Annotated in this window: 15 protein-coding genes and 1 pseudogene; 11 read left to right on the top strand and 5 right to left on the bottom strand. The window is 72.5% G+C overall.

The window, feature by feature from the left end; genetic code table 11:
* Positions 1 to 6 precede the first annotated feature (6 nt).
* Genes ABT014_RS27080 through ABT014_RS27070 form a run of 3 tightly spaced genes read left to right on the top strand, consistent with a single transcriptional unit; the run spans position 7 to position 2,220 of the window.
* Positions 7 to 465: a MarR family winged helix-turn-helix transcriptional regulator gene (locus tag ABT014_RS27080; RefSeq protein WP_502895105.1), complete on the top strand. Its 459-nt coding sequence runs from the start codon at positions 7 to 9 to the stop codon at positions 463 to 465.
* Positions 462 to 1,895 (top strand): MFS transporter, encoded by a 1,434-nt coding sequence (locus tag ABT014_RS27075; RefSeq protein ID WP_350641809.1) that lies wholly within the window; start codon positions 462 to 464, stop codon positions 1,893 to 1,895. The genes ABT014_RS27080 and ABT014_RS27075 overlap by 4 nt, the downstream gene beginning before the upstream one ends.
* A 31-nt stretch (positions 1,896 to 1,926) precedes the next feature.
* Complete coding sequence (locus ABT014_RS27070) at positions 1,927 to 2,220, top strand: DUF1330 domain-containing protein (RefSeq protein WP_350641808.1); 294 nt, start codon at positions 1,927 to 1,929, stop codon at positions 2,218 to 2,220.
* An 857-nt stretch (positions 2,221 to 3,077) separates the two neighbouring features.
* Here the strand turns inward: ABT014_RS27070 and ABT014_RS27065 are convergent.
* A complete protein-coding gene (locus ABT014_RS27065; protein ID WP_350641807.1) occupies positions 3,078 to 3,920 on the bottom strand; it encodes an SDR family NAD(P)-dependent oxidoreductase in 843 nt (280 codons plus the stop codon).
* Between the two features lie 59 nt (positions 3,921 to 3,979).
* The gene (locus ABT014_RS27060) at positions 3,980 to 4,339 is read right to left on the bottom strand and encodes a nuclear transport factor 2-like protein (RefSeq protein ID WP_350641806.1); all 360 of its coding nucleotides are present in this window, start codon (positions 4,337 to 4,339) and stop codon (positions 3,980 to 3,982) included.
* 168 nt (positions 4,340 to 4,507) lie between these two features.
* Here ABT014_RS27060 and ABT014_RS27055 point away from each other — a divergent pair, with 168 nt between their 5' ends.
* Both ABT014_RS27055 and ABT014_RS27050 read left to right on the top strand, forming a co-directional pair.
* Complete coding sequence (locus ABT014_RS27055) at positions 4,508 to 5,044, top strand: winged helix-turn-helix transcriptional regulator (protein WP_350641805.1); 537 nt, start codon at positions 4,508 to 4,510, stop codon at positions 5,042 to 5,044.
* A gap of 653 nt (positions 5,045 to 5,697) precedes the next feature.
* A complete protein-coding gene (locus ABT014_RS27050) occupies positions 5,698 to 6,531 on the top strand; it encodes an SAM-dependent methyltransferase (protein ID WP_350641804.1) in 834 nt (277 codons plus the stop codon).
* A 177-nt stretch (positions 6,532 to 6,708) separates the two neighbouring features.
* On the opposite strand, the gene ABT014_RS27045 is transcribed toward ABT014_RS27050, so the two are convergent.
* A complete protein-coding gene (locus ABT014_RS27045) occupies positions 6,709 to 7,254 on the bottom strand; it encodes an SRPBCC family protein (RefSeq protein ID WP_350641803.1) in 546 nt (181 codons plus the stop codon).
* A 138-nt stretch (positions 7,255 to 7,392) separates the two neighbouring features.
* Between ABT014_RS27045 and ABT014_RS27040 the strand changes: the two genes are divergently transcribed.
* The 6 genes and pseudogenes from ABT014_RS27040 (at position 7,393) to ABT014_RS27015 (ending at position 13,191) form a co-directional block, all read left to right on the top strand.
* Entirely contained in the window at positions 7,393 to 8,388 is a 996-nt protein-coding gene (locus ABT014_RS27040; protein WP_350641802.1) for a helix-turn-helix domain-containing protein, read from the top strand.
* A gap of 193 nt (positions 8,389 to 8,581) precedes the next feature.
* On the top strand, positions 8,582 to 9,550 hold the full coding sequence (locus ABT014_RS27035) for an SMP-30/gluconolactonase/LRE family protein (RefSeq protein ID WP_350641801.1): 969 nt from the start codon (positions 8,582 to 8,584) through the stop codon (positions 9,548 to 9,550).
* Positions 9,551 to 9,603: 53 nt separating this feature from the next.
* A complete protein-coding gene (locus tag ABT014_RS27030) occupies positions 9,604 to 10,509 on the top strand; it encodes an MBL fold metallo-hydrolase (RefSeq protein WP_350641800.1) in 906 nt (301 codons plus the stop codon).
* 99 nt (positions 10,510 to 10,608) lie between these two features.
* Positions 10,609 to 12,066, top strand: coding sequence for a carboxylesterase/lipase family protein (locus ABT014_RS27025; protein ID WP_350641799.1), 1,458 nt, complete (start codon positions 10,609 to 10,611; stop codon positions 12,064 to 12,066).
* Positions 12,067 to 12,201: 135 nt separating this feature from the next.
* Positions 12,202 to 12,372 (top strand): annotated as a pseudogene (locus tag ABT014_RS27020) (RHS repeat-associated core domain-containing protein); the annotation flags it as partial.
* A 321-nt stretch (positions 12,373 to 12,693) separates the two neighbouring features.
* Complete coding sequence (locus tag ABT014_RS27015) at positions 12,694 to 13,191, top strand: hypothetical protein (protein ID WP_350641852.1); 498 nt, start codon at positions 12,694 to 12,696, stop codon at positions 13,189 to 13,191.
* Positions 13,192 to 13,580: 389 nt separating this feature from the next.
* On the opposite strand, the gene ABT014_RS27010 is transcribed toward ABT014_RS27015, so the two are convergent.
* Both ABT014_RS27010 and ABT014_RS27005 read right to left on the bottom strand, forming a co-directional pair.
* A complete protein-coding gene (locus tag ABT014_RS27010) occupies positions 13,581 to 15,050 on the bottom strand; it encodes a sensor histidine kinase (RefSeq protein ID WP_350641798.1) in 1,470 nt (489 codons plus the stop codon).
* The gene (locus tag ABT014_RS27005; protein ID WP_350641797.1) at positions 15,043 to 15,720 is read right to left on the bottom strand and encodes a response regulator transcription factor; all 678 of its coding nucleotides are present in this window, start codon (positions 15,718 to 15,720) and stop codon (positions 15,043 to 15,045) included. The genes ABT014_RS27010 and ABT014_RS27005 overlap by 8 nt, the downstream gene beginning before the upstream one ends.
* Positions 15,721 to 15,861: the final 141 nt, after the last annotated feature.

Raw genomic sequence — 15,861 nt, 5'->3', positions numbered from 1 at the left:
TCGAACATGAGTCGTCACGACACCACTCCCGGCGCCTCCGCCGCCATCGGGGCCGCCCTCTACGGCCTGGCCACCCGGGCCGCGAGACGTATACCCCGGGACATGAGCCTGACGTCCGCCGCCACCCTGGCCACGCTGGACCGGACCGGTCCGCGGCGGATCACCGATCTGGCTGCGGTCGAGGGCGTCACCCAGCCCGCGATGACCGCCCTGGTCCGGGTGATGGAGGAGTCCGGGCTGGTCGAGCGGCGGGGCGACGCGTCCGACAAGCGGGTCACGCTGGTGTGCCTGACCGAGGCCGGCGCCGCCTACGTCGGGACGCGGCGCCAGGCGGGCGTCCACGCGTTCGAGCGGCTGATCGGCGAGCTGACCGGCGAGGAGGTCGAGGCGCTGGTGGCGGCCCTTCCGGCGCTGAAGCACCTGACCGAGCTCGAACGCCAGGACCGCGAAGGGCCGAAGCAGTGACCGGGCAGCCCGTCGACGGGATCGCGGTGAAGGCGGTCCCGGAGGCGCGTTCCGAGACGCGGCCGCTGGTCCCCGCCCTCATGTTCATCGCCCTGGTCGTGGCGGCGGTCGCCAGCCTAGGCACGCCGCTCATCACCAGCGTGGCGACCTCGTTCCACGTCCCGCTCGGCAGCGCGCAGTGGACGCTGACCATCGCGTTGCTCAGCGGTGCCGTCGCCACACCGGTCCTCGGCCGGCTCGGAGCCGGCCCGCACCGGCGGGCCACGATCCTCGTCACGCTGGCGGTCGTCGTCGCCGGCAGCGCGCTCACCGTGCTGCCGCTGCCGTTCGGGTGGCTGCTGGCCGGCCGGGCGGCCCAGGGCGTCGGGCTCGGGCTGACGGCGCTGATGATGGGCGTGGCCCGGGACCACCTCCCCGAGGAGCGCAGCGCGCCCGTGATCGCGCTGATCTCGGTCGTCTCGATCATCGGGGCCGGTGTCGGCTACCCGCTGGCCGCACTGCTCGCCGAACTCGGCGGCGTACGGGCCGCCTACGGCCTGGGTCTGGTCGTCACCGCCGCCGCCCTCGTGACAGCCTGGCGCGCCATGCCCGAAGCCCCCGAAGGCCGTTCCGCCCACCTGGACGTGGCAGGCGCGGTCGTCCTGGCCGCGGCACTGCTCCTGGTGCTGTTCCTCGCCGGCGAACGGAATCTGTGGAGCCGACACCTCGCCGTGGCGGCGGGCCTCGCCGTCGTCGCGGTGGTGCTGCTCTGCGTCTGGATCGTCGTAGAGCTGCGCAGCACGACACCCCTGGTCGACGTGCGTGCGGTGCGGCACCCGGCGGTCGCCGGGGCGAACCTCGCCATGTTCGTCGGCGGGATCGGCATGTACCTCCTGCTCACGCTCATCACCCGGTACGCGCAGACGCCGCACGGCGCCGGGTACGGCTTCGGGCTGACGACCTTCGTCGCCGGGCTGGTCCTCATCCCGTTCTCGGTGCTGGGGTTCGTCGCCGGCAAGCTCACACCGCGGGTACGGCCGCGGATCGCGGACCCGCTGCTGCTGGCCGGCAGCGCCGTCGTGGTCGGCGGTGGGTTCGCGCTGTTCGCGGCGGCCCGGTCGGACCTGGTCGACCTGTTCGTGGCGATGGGCGTGCTCGGCTTCGGCGTCGGCGGCTTCTCGGCCGCGATGCCCGGCGTCATCCTGGCGGTCACCCCCAAGAGCGAGACGTCGAGCGTGATGAGCTTCAACTACGTGGTCCGCAGCATCGGTTACTCCCTGGGCAGCGCCGTCGGCGGCCTGATCCTCACCGCGGGCACCGGCCCCGGCCGCCTCTTCCCCGACGACAATGCCTACACCACCGCGGCGCTGGTCGGCGTCGGCGCCATGGCGATCACGGCGCTGACCAGCCTCGCTCTCGCCCGCCGACGCTCGTCCGGGACCAACCCGTAAGTCGGATGCACACCCCAACACTGGAGGTTCCATGCCCAAGGGCTACTGGGTCAGCGTCTACCGCACCATTTCGGACCCCGAGAGGCTGGCTGCCTACGACAGGCTGGCCGCTTCGGCCGTCAGGGCCGGGGGCGGCCGGGTCCTCGTCCGTGACGGCCGGGTCGCGGCGTACGACGCCGGGATCGCCGGGCGCACCATCCTGATCGAGTTCGACAGCTTCGAGCAGGCCGTCGCGGTGCGCGAGGGTGCGGCCTACCAGGAGGCGCTGGTCGTCCTCGCCGACGCCGTCGAGCGCGACTTCCGCATCGTCGAAGGCACCGACTGACCGAGGTCCGGTCGGATCCGCACCGCCCCGCCCGGGTCCGCTGCAGGCGGGACGTCCGCCCGCCGGCCCGGCTCGGCTGCAGCCCGGCGGCTGGACGGTGGGGTCGGACCGGCGGTCGCTCCGCCAGGGGCTTCGAGCTCCGGCTGCGGTGCCCGGGACGCGGCAACGGTTCCGAGCGTTTGCCGTTCCGGCGGATCTTGTGGATCCCAACGGGAGCCTGCGTGTGGTGCCGCTCAGCACACGGCCCAGGTTTCGGGGCAGGCCCTGCCCCCCGTCGCGATGAGAGGAGACCCCCGCTCTCGGGTGGTCACCGATCCTGAGGCGGACTCCAAGTCGAGTCCTCGCAGCTCGGAGCACGATTGAAATCTGCACTGCGCCAGACCCCGGACGAGGGCCCGGCTTGTCGTGGGCGGCACTTGGGGTGCGGCCTTGAACAAGACAGCATGGGTGAGCGCGTTGTCAGGACAGGCGTCGGGTCGGCGACGAAGCCGGAGGAGCAAGCGCCGCCGGCGAGCTGTCGCGCCTTCTGTCGTGCATCGGACCGACCTGCGGGGACGCTGTCGATTGGAAGGAGATCGAGGCGGCGCACGGCGGTGGCCGGGACCGTCGCGACGGTGGCGGCCCTGGTGCCCACGGACGACGGGTCGGCCGAGGCCGCGATGCGCGAGAAGCTCGGTCTGCGCTACAACACCGTGCGCCCGTTCCTGTCCCTGCTGGGCGAGTCGAGGCCCAGGCCAGAGCCTGCGCCCCTTCCGGGACCCGGACGCCGTCGAGGACTTCGAGCACGACGACCGAATGCCGGCACGTGAGCGGAGCACATCCGGCCATGCGCCGGCGTACGGCCTGCCCTGCCGCGGCTACGGAAGGGCAGGGAAGTCCGCGCCGCGCGAGGCGGTCTCGTGGGTGCGCAGTTCTTCGAGCATGTCTGCCAGCTGGCCGTGGACGGTGTCGTGGCCGGATGCGCCCAGCACCAGACGGCGGGGAGGTGTGTCCTGTTCCATCGCGTTCACGACGGCCCGCACTCCTCGGTGGGGGTCGCCGGGCTGTCGGCCGTCCTGGTTGACCATGGAGGTGCGGACGGACTCGATGAATGGGAGGTAGGCGTCGACGGTCTCGGCGACGGGTTCGTCGGCGAAGGCGGAGTACGCGCGGGTGCGGAAGGCTCCGGGTTCGACGGCCAGGACGTTGATTCCGAAGGGGGCCACTTCGTGCCGCAGTGCCTCGGTGAGGCCTTCGATGGCGAACTTCGCGGCGCTGTAGTAGCCGAAGCCGGGCACGCTGCGCAGGCCGGCGACCGAGGACATGTTGATGATCCATCCGGTGCCGCGGGCGCGCATGCCCGGGAGGACTGCGCGCAGGAGCTCGGTGACGGAGAAGAAGTTCAGTTCGAAGGACCGTCTGACGTCGGTGTCGGGTGTGCCCTCGACGGAGCCGTACCAGCCGCGGCCGGCGTTGTTGACCAGGATGTCGATTGCTCCGAAGCGTTCCTCGGCCGCGTGGACGGCATCATGGATCTGCCGTGTGTCGGTGACGTCAAGCGGCAGAACGAGCACGCGGTCGCCGTGCGGGGCGGCCCAGTCGTCGAGCAGGTGCGGGCGGCGGGCTGTGAGGGCGACGTTGTCGCCTCGTTCCAGCGCGATGTCGGCGTAGGCCGGGCCGAATCCGCCGGGGGTGCCGCCGGTGATGAACCAGGTCTTCATTTCTTCCTCATGGATCCAGGGGTGGGCGGCTCGGCGAACTTCGTGACGGGCCGGGGCCGTCAGGGGGCGATGGCGAGCCGGGTGATCCGTTGGTGCCGGTCGAGGGCGAAGCGGTAGCGCAGGTCGACCTGGCCGCCGGGGAAGTCGCCTTCGAGGTGCTGGACGACCGTGTATTGGTCGGGACCGTCGCGTTCGGCGCCGATGAGAGTGGTGGTGTAGGTGTACTCGGTGCTGGTCTGCTCCAGCCAGCTGCGGATGGCGGCCGGGTCGCGGTAGGTGCGGCCGTCGTCGGTGACGGTGGCCTCGGGTGCGAGCGAGGCCACCGCGGTGGCGACGTCCTTCGCGTCGTGGGCCCCCAGGTAGCGGGTGACGACCTCGGGCAGGTCGGCGATGTGGACGGGGTCGGTGCGTTCGGTCATGTCTGCCTCACAGAGTGCGCTGGATGCCGGCAGGCCGGGCGCCCGGCGGCGCGGTGCCGGATGTAAGGTCCGGCGCTGTTCCGTGCCGCCGCACGAAGGGCACACCTCCGGCAGCTGCTAAAATAGAAGCAAGTAACTTTCACTTTAGCAGTAACTATGGAGGGTTCCATGCCGAGCAGGATCCGGCTGGAGGACCGCGAGTGTCCGCTGTCGACGACGGTCCAGCACGTCGGCGAGTGGTGGACACTGCTGATCCTCCACGACGCCTTCGACGGCTACACGCGCTTCGACCAGTTCCAGCAGAGCCTGGGCATCTCCACCAGCATGCTCACGGCACGGCTGAAGACCCTGGTCGAAGACGGCCTGCTGGAACGGCGCCCCTACCAGGCCAACCCGGTACGCCACGAATACGTCCTCACCGAGCGCGGGCACTCCCTGCGCCCCGTGATCGTCGCCCTGGCCGCCTGGGGAAACCGGCACCTGGCCCCGCAGGAGAGGTCCATGATCCTCATCGATGCCGAGACCGGACAGGAAGCGGAGCCGGTCGTGGTCGACGCCCGCACCGGCAAGAGCCTCGACGACAGCGACGTGTACGTGTTCAGCGCCGGGCCGGCGGCAGGCGGGGCGATGCGGGCGCGCTACACCGAACTCGACCGGCAACGGCGATCCCGAAGCACCGCCCCGGAGCCGGGCGCGGCGCCGTAGCCGTCGGCACCGACCACACCGGCCGCTTCACCAAGGTGCCCCGGCTCGCCAAGCTCCTGCGCGTGCCCACCCCCGTCGACCGCGGGCCCGGCCACCCGTGGCGCCCCGGCACCCCGGTTCCGCTCGCTCTCGCCACGGCCACCCCGAGCGCGGACATCCGCATCGGGTACGCGCGGTGCTCGACGCTGACCCAGGAACTCCGGTCCCAGCTCGACGCACTCGCCAAGCACGGCATCGAGCGCGACAAGGTGTCCTCCGAGAAGATCAGCACCCGCGTCCGCGCCTGCGAGGTGGATGCCGAGCTCGATTCGGGTGGCCGGGCCGCGGCGGGTCCTCACCGCCGTCCGGTCCGCCAGGTGGGTGCAGCGGCGGTGGTCCTCGGCCGGCGGGTGCCACTCGGTGACCTCCTTTCCCGCCGTCGACCGAAGTGCGCGGGTGAACGCGCCGGTCGATCGCAGGAGTTCGTTCGAGACGACGTGGTGATCCCGTTGCAGGTCGCACGAACGGGTGGGTTTCCGGCACTTGCGGGTGACCGCGAGGCCTTGCGCGCTCTCGCCGCCTTAGAGTCCAGGCGAACCGATCCCGTTCGCCGCGCAGTGGGACAGCCCTCTGCGCGAGGACCGCCCGTACGTCCGGACCCTCGTGAGGTGCCCATGCCCAGTGCAACGCCCGGTCAGCCCGCTCCCCCGTCCACCGACCCGGCGAAGCCGAGCATCGCCAGGGTGTACGACGCCTTCCTGGGCGGCACGGACAACTTCGAGGCGGACCGCGAGGTGATGCAGGGAGTGCTGAAGGTGGCGCCGGAGGCCCGCGACCTGGCGGTCGAGAACCGCAGGTTCCTGATCCGGGCCTGCCGGTTCCTGGCCCAACAGGCCGGCGTCACCCAGTTCCTGGACTGCGGCTCAGGGCTGCCGACCGCGGAGAACACCCACCACATGGTGCAGCGGATCAACCCGGACTCGCGGGTCGTCTACGTGGACAACGACCCGACGGTGCTGGCCCACGGCCGGGCCCTGCTGGAGGAGAACGAGAACACCGCGCTCCTCGCCGAGGACATCTTCGAGCCGGAGAAGCTGCTGCGCAACGAAGTCGTGCAGTCCCTCCTCGACTGGAACGAGCCGATCGCCCTGCTCCAGATGGGCACACTCCACCACCACACCGCCGAGGACGCGCGTACCCGCAAGGACATCATGCGCGCCTACATCGACGCACTGCCGTCGGGTTCCTACGTGGCGATCAGCCATTTCATGGACCCGGAGGACGAATACAGCGGCGCCGCCCGGAAGATGGAGGACATGTTCCTGCACAGCATGATGGGCAGCGGCACCTTCTCCACCCGGGCCGAGATCCAGGAACTCTTCAACGGCCTGGAGATGGTCGACCCAGGCCTGGTGCAGTGCCCCGACTGGCGGCCGGACGGCCCGCAGCTCGAGGAGCTGAACGCGGCCCAACGCTCCATCGCCGGCGGCATCGCCCGCAAGCCGTAGGTCAGGCAACAGGCCACGCGAAACCGGCCGTTTCGAGGGAGGTCGTCCGGCTGATGGGGTCGGTCGAAGCCGGCCGCCCCGTGCCCGCCGGATCGGAGCCCGACGGCCCCGGCCCGCCCACAGGGTTGCTGTGGGCGGGCGGCGCTGCTCGACGACGCCGTCGACATCCGCGACGCGTCACGCGTCGCTGTCGGGTACCACCGTGTCCGGCCCGCGATGCTCGGCTATCCACTGGGCGAGCGCGGCCAGGGTGGTCTCCGCGCTGTCGGCCATGTAGGTGCGCAGGGCGTCCAGGTCGGCGTGGGTGGTGCCGAGGACCGGGTCGAGGCGCAGCAGTCGCCAGGACTGCTGGACGATCGTGCCGCGTCCGCGCGGCCGGAAGGTCCAGTCCCATTCGACGATGCCGTCCTCGGCGCCGCCGACGACGAAGCCGAACGCGTTCGCCGGCTCGGCACGTACGACTTGGGAGCGGGAGGTCCACTGCCTGCCGTCCTTGCGGTTGTGGCCGCTGAACCAGGCGCCAGGACGAGGACCGGCGCCGGGGTCGTAGTCGGCGCGGGTCGCGTTGGGGCTCCAGCGGCTGATCGCGGACACGTCGGCGACCAGTTCGTACACCCGGGCCGGCGGGGCGTCGACCCAGGCCCGTCTGGTGAAGGTGTAGGCCGCCGGGTCGAGGCTCTCGGGCACGGCGTACGGGGCGGGTCGGCCGACGGCAGAGCTCATGGTGTCCTCCTGGTGCACGGGGCGGCCGGATCGGCCGGGTCCATGGGACCGCCCGTGCCGCGCGGCGGACCAGACCCGCTCGTGCCTATCCCCGGCCGGGGCAGGCTGGCCGGCCGCGGGCGGTTGATACTCGGAACCATGAACCGGACATCGCAGCTCGGGGAGTTCTTGCAGGCGCGGCGTTCCCAGCTGCGTCCCGAGGACCTCCACCTGCCCACCTACAACGAGCGCCGGCGGGTGCCGGGGCTCCGGCGCGAGGAGCTGGCCCTGCTGGCGGGGGTGAGCGCCTCCTACTACACGCGGCTGGAGCAGGGGCAGTCGCAGAGCGCCTCACCGGAGGTGCTGGACGCGATCGCCCGGGCGCTGCGGCTCGACGAGTCGGAGCGCCTCCACCTGCACGATCTGGCCGCGGTCGACCGGGACCGGCCCCGCCGCCGGGCCCGGCGGCCCGCACCGGAGCGCGTGGGCGAGGCGGCACGTCAATTGCTGGACGTCCTCACGGACGTACCGGCGATCGTGCTCGGTCTGCGCAGTGACGTGCTGGCGTGGAACCGGCTGGGACACGCCCTGTTCGCGGGACACCTGGACTTCGACGCCCCGCAGCGTGCTGCGCAGCCTCCCAACATGGCCCGCCTGGTGTTCCTCGACAGCCACACCCGTGCGCTGTACGCGGACTGGCCGGGCAAGGCCGCCGCGGTGGTCGGCAACCTGCGGCTGGTGGCCGGCCGCCACCCCGAGGACGCGATGCTGCACGCCCTGGTGGGCGAACTCAGCTCCCGCAGTACGGAGTTCGCCACGATGTGGGCCGACCACCGGGTCCGGGCGTGCACCGTCGCGCCCTACGAGATGCAGCACCCGCTGGTCGGCACGCTGACCGTCATCCAGCAGACCCTGAGCCACGGCCCGGGGCCCAACGTCGTCGTGGCCACCACGGAGGAAGGCTCGGCCTCCCGTGCCGCGGTGACCCTGCTGGCGCAGGCCGTCGCCCGCACCCCCCGCACCGCCCGCACCACGGCCCTCGGCACCGGATCGCGTCCCGCGCGGCGATCCACCGCGGCCACGAGCAGGGCCGCCGCGCGGGACGGGCGACCGGAGGACCCGGGCCGGGCCGGCCCCGCTGCGCTCTCCGGCTGACCTCGCGGGCCGCCGCCGCAACCAGCCCTCTCCACCCGCCCGTTACTCCCCATCTCACCCACTCCTCCGCGGCGCGGCCGACGACCGGCCGCCGCCGGGAGCGGCCGTGTGCCCGTCGGCCCCGGCCGGACCCCCATTTCCCCGTGTGCGTCGGCATGTCGCTTCCGCACGCCCGAAAACGACCGAAGGAACCATGGTCAAGAAGAATCTCGCCCGATCCACCGTCCTGATGGCCGCCCTGGCCACCGTGGCGGGTGTCGCACTCGGCCCGGCCCAGGCGTCGGCCTACGCTCCGCCGCTCGGCGGCGCGTCGATCTCCGTGCACTTCGACCTCGCCCAGGGCCGGACCCCGGAGAACATCGCCCTGGCACCCGGAGGTGACGCGTACGTCACCTTCGCGGCCGGCCGGCAGGTCGCCAAGGTCACCCCGGGCGGCGGCACCAGGGTCCTGGCCACCCTGCCCGCTCCCGCGGACGGCGGCGTCCACACCCCGGTCCTCGGCTTCGCGCTCACCACCGGCATCGTCCGGGCCCAGGACGGCACCCTGTACTTCCTGTACGCGACCGGCACGTCCGACCTGACCGGTGTGTGGCGCCTGCGGCCGGGTGGCGGGCCCGAGCGCATCGCCGCGCTCCCGGCGAACGGCCTGCCCAACGGCCTCGCCCTCGACGAGCGCACCCGCACCCTGTACATCACCGACTCCGTGCTGGGCACGATCTGGCGGGTGCCGACCAGGGGCGGCGTGCCCGTCGCCTGGTCCACCGCGCCCGAACTGGCTCCGGCCGGCTTCCTCGGCGCCAACGGCCTGAAGTTCCGCAACGGTGAGGTGTGGGCCACCAACCTCGACCGGGGCACCGTCCTGCGCATCCCCGTCCAGCGCGACGGTCGTGCCGGGCGGGTCCGGACCGAGGCCACCGGGCTGGCGGGGATCGACGACTTCGCCTTCACCGGCCGCGGCGAGCAACTGCTGGCCGCCCTCAACGGCTCCGGCCAGGTCGCGCTCGTCGAGTCCGACGGCAGCCACCGCACCGTACTGAGCGGGGCCGACGGCCTGCAGAACCCCACCTCCGTCGCCGTGCACGGCACCAGCGTCTACGTGCTGAGCGCCGCGTACCTCACCGCCAAGGACCCCAACCTGCTGATCGCCCACCTGACCAAGTAGGGCCGCCCCGCCGCCCGCCTCACCGCCGCCCCGTAGACCGTAGGAGAAACATCATGCAGGACACCCACGAGATCGTTCTGGGCGACGTCACCGTCACCCGCATCGAGGAGATGCACGGTCCGATCATGCCCGCGGACCAGTTCTTCCCCGACCTGCCCGCACAGGCGTGGCAGGACCATCGCGCCATGCTGGTGCCCGACCACCTGGGCGCCGACGACACCATGGTCCACGTCGCCATGCAGACCTGGCTGCTGCGCAGCGGCGGCCGGACCATCCTGATCGACACCGGGGTCGGCAACGACAAGGCCCGCCCCGCCGTCGCCACGTGGGACCACCTCGACCTGGACTACCTCGGCACGCTCGCCCTCGCCGGCGTACGGCCCGAGGACGTCGATCTGGTGGTCAACACCCATCTGCACGTCGACCACGTCGGCTGGAACACCCGCCTGGTCGACGGCGCCTGGGTGCCCACCTTCCCGAACGCCACCTACCTGATGCCCAAGGCCGACTTCGAGTTCTTCGACCCGGACGCCAACCCCGACATCACGGGCGGCGTCAACGAGAACGTGTTCGAGGACAGCGTCGCCCCGGTGCACGCCGCCGGCCAGGTCCAGCTGTGGGAAGGGTCCCACACCATCGACGCGCACCTGCGCCTGGAGGAGGCCCCCGGCCACACGCCCGGGTCGTCCGTCGTCAAGCTGGCCTCCGGCGGCGAGCGGGCCCTCTTCGCCGGTGACCTGGTGCACACCCCGCTCCAGGTGATCCACCCCGATCACAACAGCTGCTTCTGCCAGGACCCGGTGCGCTCCCGCGCCACCCGCCGCGAGCTGCTCGGCTGGGCCGCCGACACCCGGGCGCTCGTCCTGCCGGCCCACCTGAGCGGCCACAGCGCGTTCGAGGTCCGGGACACCGCGGGCGGATTCGCCATCAAGGGCTGGGCGCCCTTCACCCGGTACTGACACCGGCTTCCGTACCCGTCCCCACGAAGGAGGACCGCCGCCCCGGGAGCCACCGGGGCGGCGGTCCGGCCGGAACGACCGGCAGCAAGGAGAAGCCCGGTGACCCTCGCCGACCTGAGCCCGATCACCACCACCCACGGCCCGGTCCGCGGCCGCCGCCAGGACCACGGAACCGTCTACTTCGACATCCCCTACGCCGCGCCGCCCCTGGGCCGTGAGCGTTTCGCGGGGCCGCGCCCGCACCTCGGCTGGACGGAGGTACGGGACGCGACGCGGCCGGGGCCGACCGCGCCCCAGCCCGCCCGGGACGTCTTCGGCACGCTGGACATGTCGCCCTACTTCGGCCCCGGCTGGCAACGCGGCGAGGACTACCTCACCGTCAACATCTGGACCCCCAGGCCCGGCGCACCGGGGCTGCGCTCGGTGATGGTGTTCGTCCACGGCGGAGGCTTCGTCGCCGGCTCCAACCGTGCACCACTCCACGACGGCACCGCCTTCGCCCGCGACGGCGTGGTCCTGGTCACCGTCAACTACCGGCTCGGAATTCCCGGTTTCCTCCACCTGCCGGACGCGCCCGACAACCGCGGCATGCTCGACGTGCTCGCCGCCCTGCACTGGATCCGCGACAACATCGAGCGGTTCGGCGGCGACCCCGCCAACCTCACCCTCTTCGGTCAGTCCGCCGGCGCCATCATCGTCGGCGGGATCCTCTCCGATCCGGCAGCACCCGGCCTGGTGCGGCGGGCCATCGTCCAGAGCGGCACCGGCACCGGCGCCCTGACCCCCGACCAGGCCCGGATCGTCACCACGCGGGTCGGCGACGAGCTGGGCACCGGGTGCACGGCCGAGGCCCTGGCGGACGTTCCGGACGCCCGCCTCGTCGACCTGCTGCCCCGCCTGACGGGGCTGGATCTGCGAACCCCCACCCACCACCACCCGCTGGGCGGCCTCACCCCGTTCAGCCTGGTCGCCAGCCGACAACCCGCCGACACGCTCGCCGCCCTGGACACCGGCATCGACCTCCTGATCGGCTCCAACCGCGACGAGGGCAGCCTCTACCTCGCCCCGCTCGGCCTCCTGGACGCCACCACCGAGGCCGACCTCCTCACCACCGCAGCCCTGTTCCGGTCCGGCCCCGGCCCCGGCCCGGCCGACACCGTGCGCGCCTACCGGGTGCGGCACCCGAACGCCGGCCCCGCGGAACTGCGCACCCTCATCCTCGGCGACGGCCTGTTCACGGCCGGCACCCGGCGGCTGGCCACCGCACACGCCGACGCCGCATCCGGGCGGACCTACCGCTACGAATTCGCGTGGCGCTCCGACGCCCTCGACGGACAGCTCGGCGCGAGCCACGTCATGGAACTGCCCTTCGTGTTCGACCGCCTGACACTGGCCTCCCTGCACGGCCCCCACGCCCTCCTCGGCACCACCCCACCCCCCGCCGACCTGGCCCGCACGATCCACCGGACGTGGATCCGCTTCGCCGAAACCGGCACCACCGGATGGCCCGCCCACCAACAGTCACCCGGACACGTCCAGCGCCTGGGCGCCGACTGACCTCGCCGACGGCGACAACGAGGTTCGGCGCCCCGCCGGCGTGGACAGCTCCGCTCCACCACCTTTGCGGAGCACCTGGGCCGATCTGGCCCGCTACGTCGCTGACAGGGCCAACGAGGTTCGGATTCCGGAACCATGAGGGTGCTGGGACACCGACCGGACGGCCCCGACCCGGCGGTGACCTGCCCGCTCGGCCGGGCCGGCCAGTACCACGACGCCGAGTCAGGGATGGAGTACAACTCCTTCCGGTACTACGACCCGTCGACCGGCCGCTACCTGAGCAGCGACCCGCTCGGCCTCGACGGTGGCCCCAACCCGCACGCCTACGTACCCAACCCGCTGTTCTTCGTCGACCCACTGGGCCTGGCCCCGCGTCGTCAGCCCGTCGGCTGGGGCGGATCCCACTACAGCCTCCGCCCCAGCAACTGGACGGACGGCAGCGACAACAACAGTTGCGAACGCAACCACGTCCCGGCCCGCGATCCGGATGGATCCGCAAGATCCACGGCACGAAGTACGACGCCGCCATCAAGGACATGGTCGACTCGCTGCCCCACACCAAGTCCTTCCAGAAGTACCTCTCCGACAACGGCTGGAGATCCGCACCTGCCTCCTAAAGTGACCGCCATGGACATCGAACTCGATCCGCCGAACGGAATCACCGGCTTCCCCCTCGGCATGCCCGCCGAGGACGTCAGGACCGCCGCCGCCCGCCTCGGCCGGGTCAAGGTGTCCAACGAGGGCTCCACCAGCACCTTCCGCCCGATGCGGGTCACCGCCCTGCACCCGCAGTTCGAGATCGTCTTCCACCTGGAGAAGGCCAGGACGCTGCGCGCCGCCGAGGTGTGGATCCCCCGGCCCGGCCCGGAGGAGATCACGGTCCGGTACCGCGGCATCGACGTGTTCCGCACCCCCGCCCTCCAACTGGTGCGGCAGCTGGAGGAGACCGGCCTGACCGTTCTCCACGACGAGCCGAGCTCCTGGACCGTCCCCAGGCTCTCCCTCGGCCTCACCCGAACCGCCGGCCACGAGGTGCCCCTCGACACCGACGGCGAACCCCTGTACTTCCAGGCAGCCCTCACCGGCCCGACCGACTACTACGACTTCCTCCTCGACAACGCGTAGCAGCCCGGACCACCGACGACCTGACCCGCTGACCGGCCGGTGAGGTGGCCGGGAGGGGCGGCCTCCCCAAGCACACCGCCGGCCCGCGCGTCCAGGTACCAGGCGTCGTCAGCTTCTCAGGCCTTCAGGTCGATCGGCGGTTCGGTGTGGACATCGGCCTCCCGGGCCAGCCGCAGACCGGCCATGGCGAGGAACGCGGCGAGTTCGATCCGACCGCCCTTGGTTCCGTCGTCCCAGCTGGTCCAGAGCTTCGACTCCTCGCCGTCCCAGGTGTCGACGTCCTCGCTCGGATGCTGCTCGACCGTCCCCTCGCCGTGCCGGTACCGCAGGTACAGGTACTGAGTGGATCACGGCGGGAGCGACAGCGTGGTCGCGGGCGGGTGGGCCCCTCATCCGGCGGGCGGGGCCGTGGGTAGGCGGGTGCGGAAGGTGGTGCCGGGCGGGGTGTCCTCGACGGTGAGGGTGCCGCCGTGGAGGGCGGCGATGTCGCGGGCGATGGGGAGGCCGAGGCCGGTGCCGCCGTCGTCGCGGCTGCGGGCGTCGTCGAGCCGGGTGAAGCGTTCGAAGATCCGCTCCCGGTCGGCGGGGTCGATCCGGGGGCCGTCGTTGGTGACGTCGAGGACGGCGTCGCCGGTCGCGGCGTCGGTGCTCAGCCGGACGGTGACCCGGCTGCGGGCGTGCCGGCGGGCGTTGTCGAGCAGGTTGGTGAGCAGCCGTCCGAGCCAGAGCGGGTTGCCGGTGACGGTGACGCCCTCGGACGCGTGCAGCTCCACCGTGGGCCCGGGCGCCGGGCCGGCCCCCGCGGCCGTACGGACGAGCCCGGTCAGGTCGACCGGCTGGTCGGGCCGGTCGTGGCCGGTGGTGTCGAGCCGGGCGAGCAGCAGCAGGTCGCCGGCGAGCGTCTGGAGGCGTTCGGTGTCCTGGAGCGCTCCGGCGACGAGCTCGGCGCGCACCGCCGGGTCGGGATGGGTGCCGGCGATCTCCAGCTGGGTGCGCAGCACGGTGAGCGGGCTGCGCAGCTCGTGCGAGGCGTCGGCGATGAAGCGGCGCTGCCTGGTGCCGGCCGCCTCCAGCCGGTCGAGCATGGCGTTCATGGTGTGGGCGAGCCGGGCGATCTCGTCGTCGCTCGGCGGTTCGGGCACCCGGCGGTCCAGGTCGCGGTCACCGATGGCGGCGACCTCGGCGCGGATCGCCTCGACGGGCCGCAGCGCCCTGCCGGTGGCCCGCCAGGTCAGCAGGCCGACGGTGGGCAGCAGCAGCGCCCCGAGGACGGCGAGCGCGGCGGTGGTGAGGTCCTCGGCGGTGTCCGCGGTGTGCAGGGAGGCACCGACCCGGATGGTGACGGGGCCGGTGGGGGTGTCGGCGGTGACCGTGGTGACATGCTGATGGTGTTCGTCGCCGAGGATGCCGAGATCGTAGGTGTCGTGACCGTCGTTGTCCCGCCCGGCGGTGAGGGGCGGGTGGCCGGCGAGGTTCTGGCTGGCGGCGACGACCCGGCCGGTGCCGTCGGTGACCTGGATGAAGTCGGTGCCGTGGTCCAGGGCGAGCTGCGCCGGCAGGTGGCCGTCGGTGGCGAGCCGGGCGACGGCCTGGGCCTGTTCGCGGGCGCCGGCCTCGACCGTACGGCCGAGGTTGACGCGCAGCAGCAGGAGCACCCCGGCGGAGGCGACGAACAGCACGATCGCGAGGCTCGCGCAGGCCGCCAGGGTGGTGCGGGCCCGTACCGAACGCGGTGTCAGCCGTGCCAGCAGGGGCACGATCCGAGGGTGCCGGGTGAGGCGGCGCAGCGCGGCGCCCGCCCGCCGCCGACCGCCCCCCGGGCTGCCGTCGCGGTCCTGGTCGGCCACGGTCTCAGCCACCGTCGGCCGCCAGCCGGTAGCCCGCGCCGCGGACGGTCTGGACGGCCGCGCGGCCGAACGGGGTGTCGATCTTGCGCCGCAGGGCGCTGATGTGGACCTCGACCGTGTTGGGGTCGCTGTTGGGCCCGCTGTCCCAGACCTCCTCGAGGATCTGCCGCTTGGAGACGGCCTCGCCGGCCCGCCGGGCCAGGTGGTCGAGGAGCGCGAACTCGCGCGGGGTCAGCGCGACGGGAGTACCGGCCCGGGTGCAGGTACGGGCGGCGGAGTCGACCACCAGGTCGCCGAGGACGGTACGCCGGGGCGCCCGGCTGCCGATCCGCCGGGCCAGGGCGTTCAGCCGGGCGACCAGCACGACGAACGAGAACGGCTTGGACAGGAAGTCGTCGGCGCCGGTGTCCAGCGCCTCGGCCTCGTCCCACTCGCCGTCCTTGGCGGTCAGCATCAGGATCCCGGCGTCGCTGCCGGCGGCCCGCAGCCGCGAGCACACCCGGTAGCCGTTCAGGCCGGGCAGCATGATGTCCAGCACGATCACGTCGTAGGCGTGGTCGGTGGCCCGGGCGAGGCCGGAGAGGCCGTCGTGGGCCAGGTCGACGGTGAACCCCTCCGCGGTCAGCCCGAGCTGCAGGGCCTGGGCGAGCCGGCGTTCGTCCTCCACCACGAGTACACGCATGCCCCCAGAGTGGCAGGTCGCGTGGCCGGGAAGCTGAAGGTGCCTTCAGGTCTTCAGCGGATCTTCAGCATCGTCTCGCCATGCTGGCCATATCGTCCGGGTACCGCGCCCGGACCGTGCCACACGATCGGGGTGGGCGCA

Source organism: Kitasatospora sp. NPDC094015 (genome assembly GCF_040304075.1).
Lineage (GTDB): Bacteria > Actinomycetota > Actinomycetes > Streptomycetales > Streptomycetaceae > Kitasatospora.
The sequence above is the reverse complement of the archived record's forward strand: the minus strand, read 5'-3'. Positions and strand labels throughout refer to the sequence as shown.

Bases quoted from the DNA above. Each gene is read 5' to 3' on its own strand.
- ABT014_RS27080 (WP_502895105.1), top strand. From the start codon at position 7: ATGAGTCGTCACGACACCACTCCCGGCGCCTCCGCCGCCATCGGGGCC.
- ABT014_RS27070 (WP_350641808.1), top strand. From the start codon at position 1,927: ATGCCCAAGGGCTACTGGGTCAGCGTCTACCGCACCATTTCGGACCCC.
- ABT014_RS27065 (WP_350641807.1), bottom strand. From the start codon at position 3,920: ATGAAGACCTGGTTCATCACCGGCGGCACCCCCGGCGGATTCGGCCCG.
- ABT014_RS27060 (WP_350641806.1), bottom strand. From the start codon at position 4,339: ATGACCGAACGCACCGACCCCGTCCACATCGCCGACCTGCCCGAGGTC.
- ABT014_RS27055 (WP_350641805.1), top strand. From the start codon at position 4,508: ATGCCGAGCAGGATCCGGCTGGAGGACCGCGAGTGTCCGCTGTCGACG.
- ABT014_RS27050 (WP_350641804.1), top strand. From the start codon at position 5,698: ATGCCCAGTGCAACGCCCGGTCAGCCCGCTCCCCCGTCCACCGACCCG.
- ABT014_RS27045 (WP_350641803.1), bottom strand. From the start codon at position 7,254: ATGAGCTCTGCCGTCGGCCGACCCGCCCCGTACGCCGTGCCCGAGAGC.
- ABT014_RS27040 (WP_350641802.1), top strand. From the start codon at position 7,393: ATGAACCGGACATCGCAGCTCGGGGAGTTCTTGCAGGCGCGGCGTTCC.
- ABT014_RS27035 (WP_350641801.1), top strand. From the start codon at position 8,582: ATGGTCAAGAAGAATCTCGCCCGATCCACCGTCCTGATGGCCGCCCTG.
- ABT014_RS27030 (WP_350641800.1), top strand. From the start codon at position 9,604: ATGCAGGACACCCACGAGATCGTTCTGGGCGACGTCACCGTCACCCGC.
- ABT014_RS27015 (WP_350641852.1), top strand. From the start codon at position 12,694: ATGGACATCGAACTCGATCCGCCGAACGGAATCACCGGCTTCCCCCTC.
- ABT014_RS27005 (WP_350641797.1), bottom strand. From the start codon at position 15,720: ATGCGTGTACTCGTGGTGGAGGACGAACGCCGGCTCGCCCAGGCCCTG.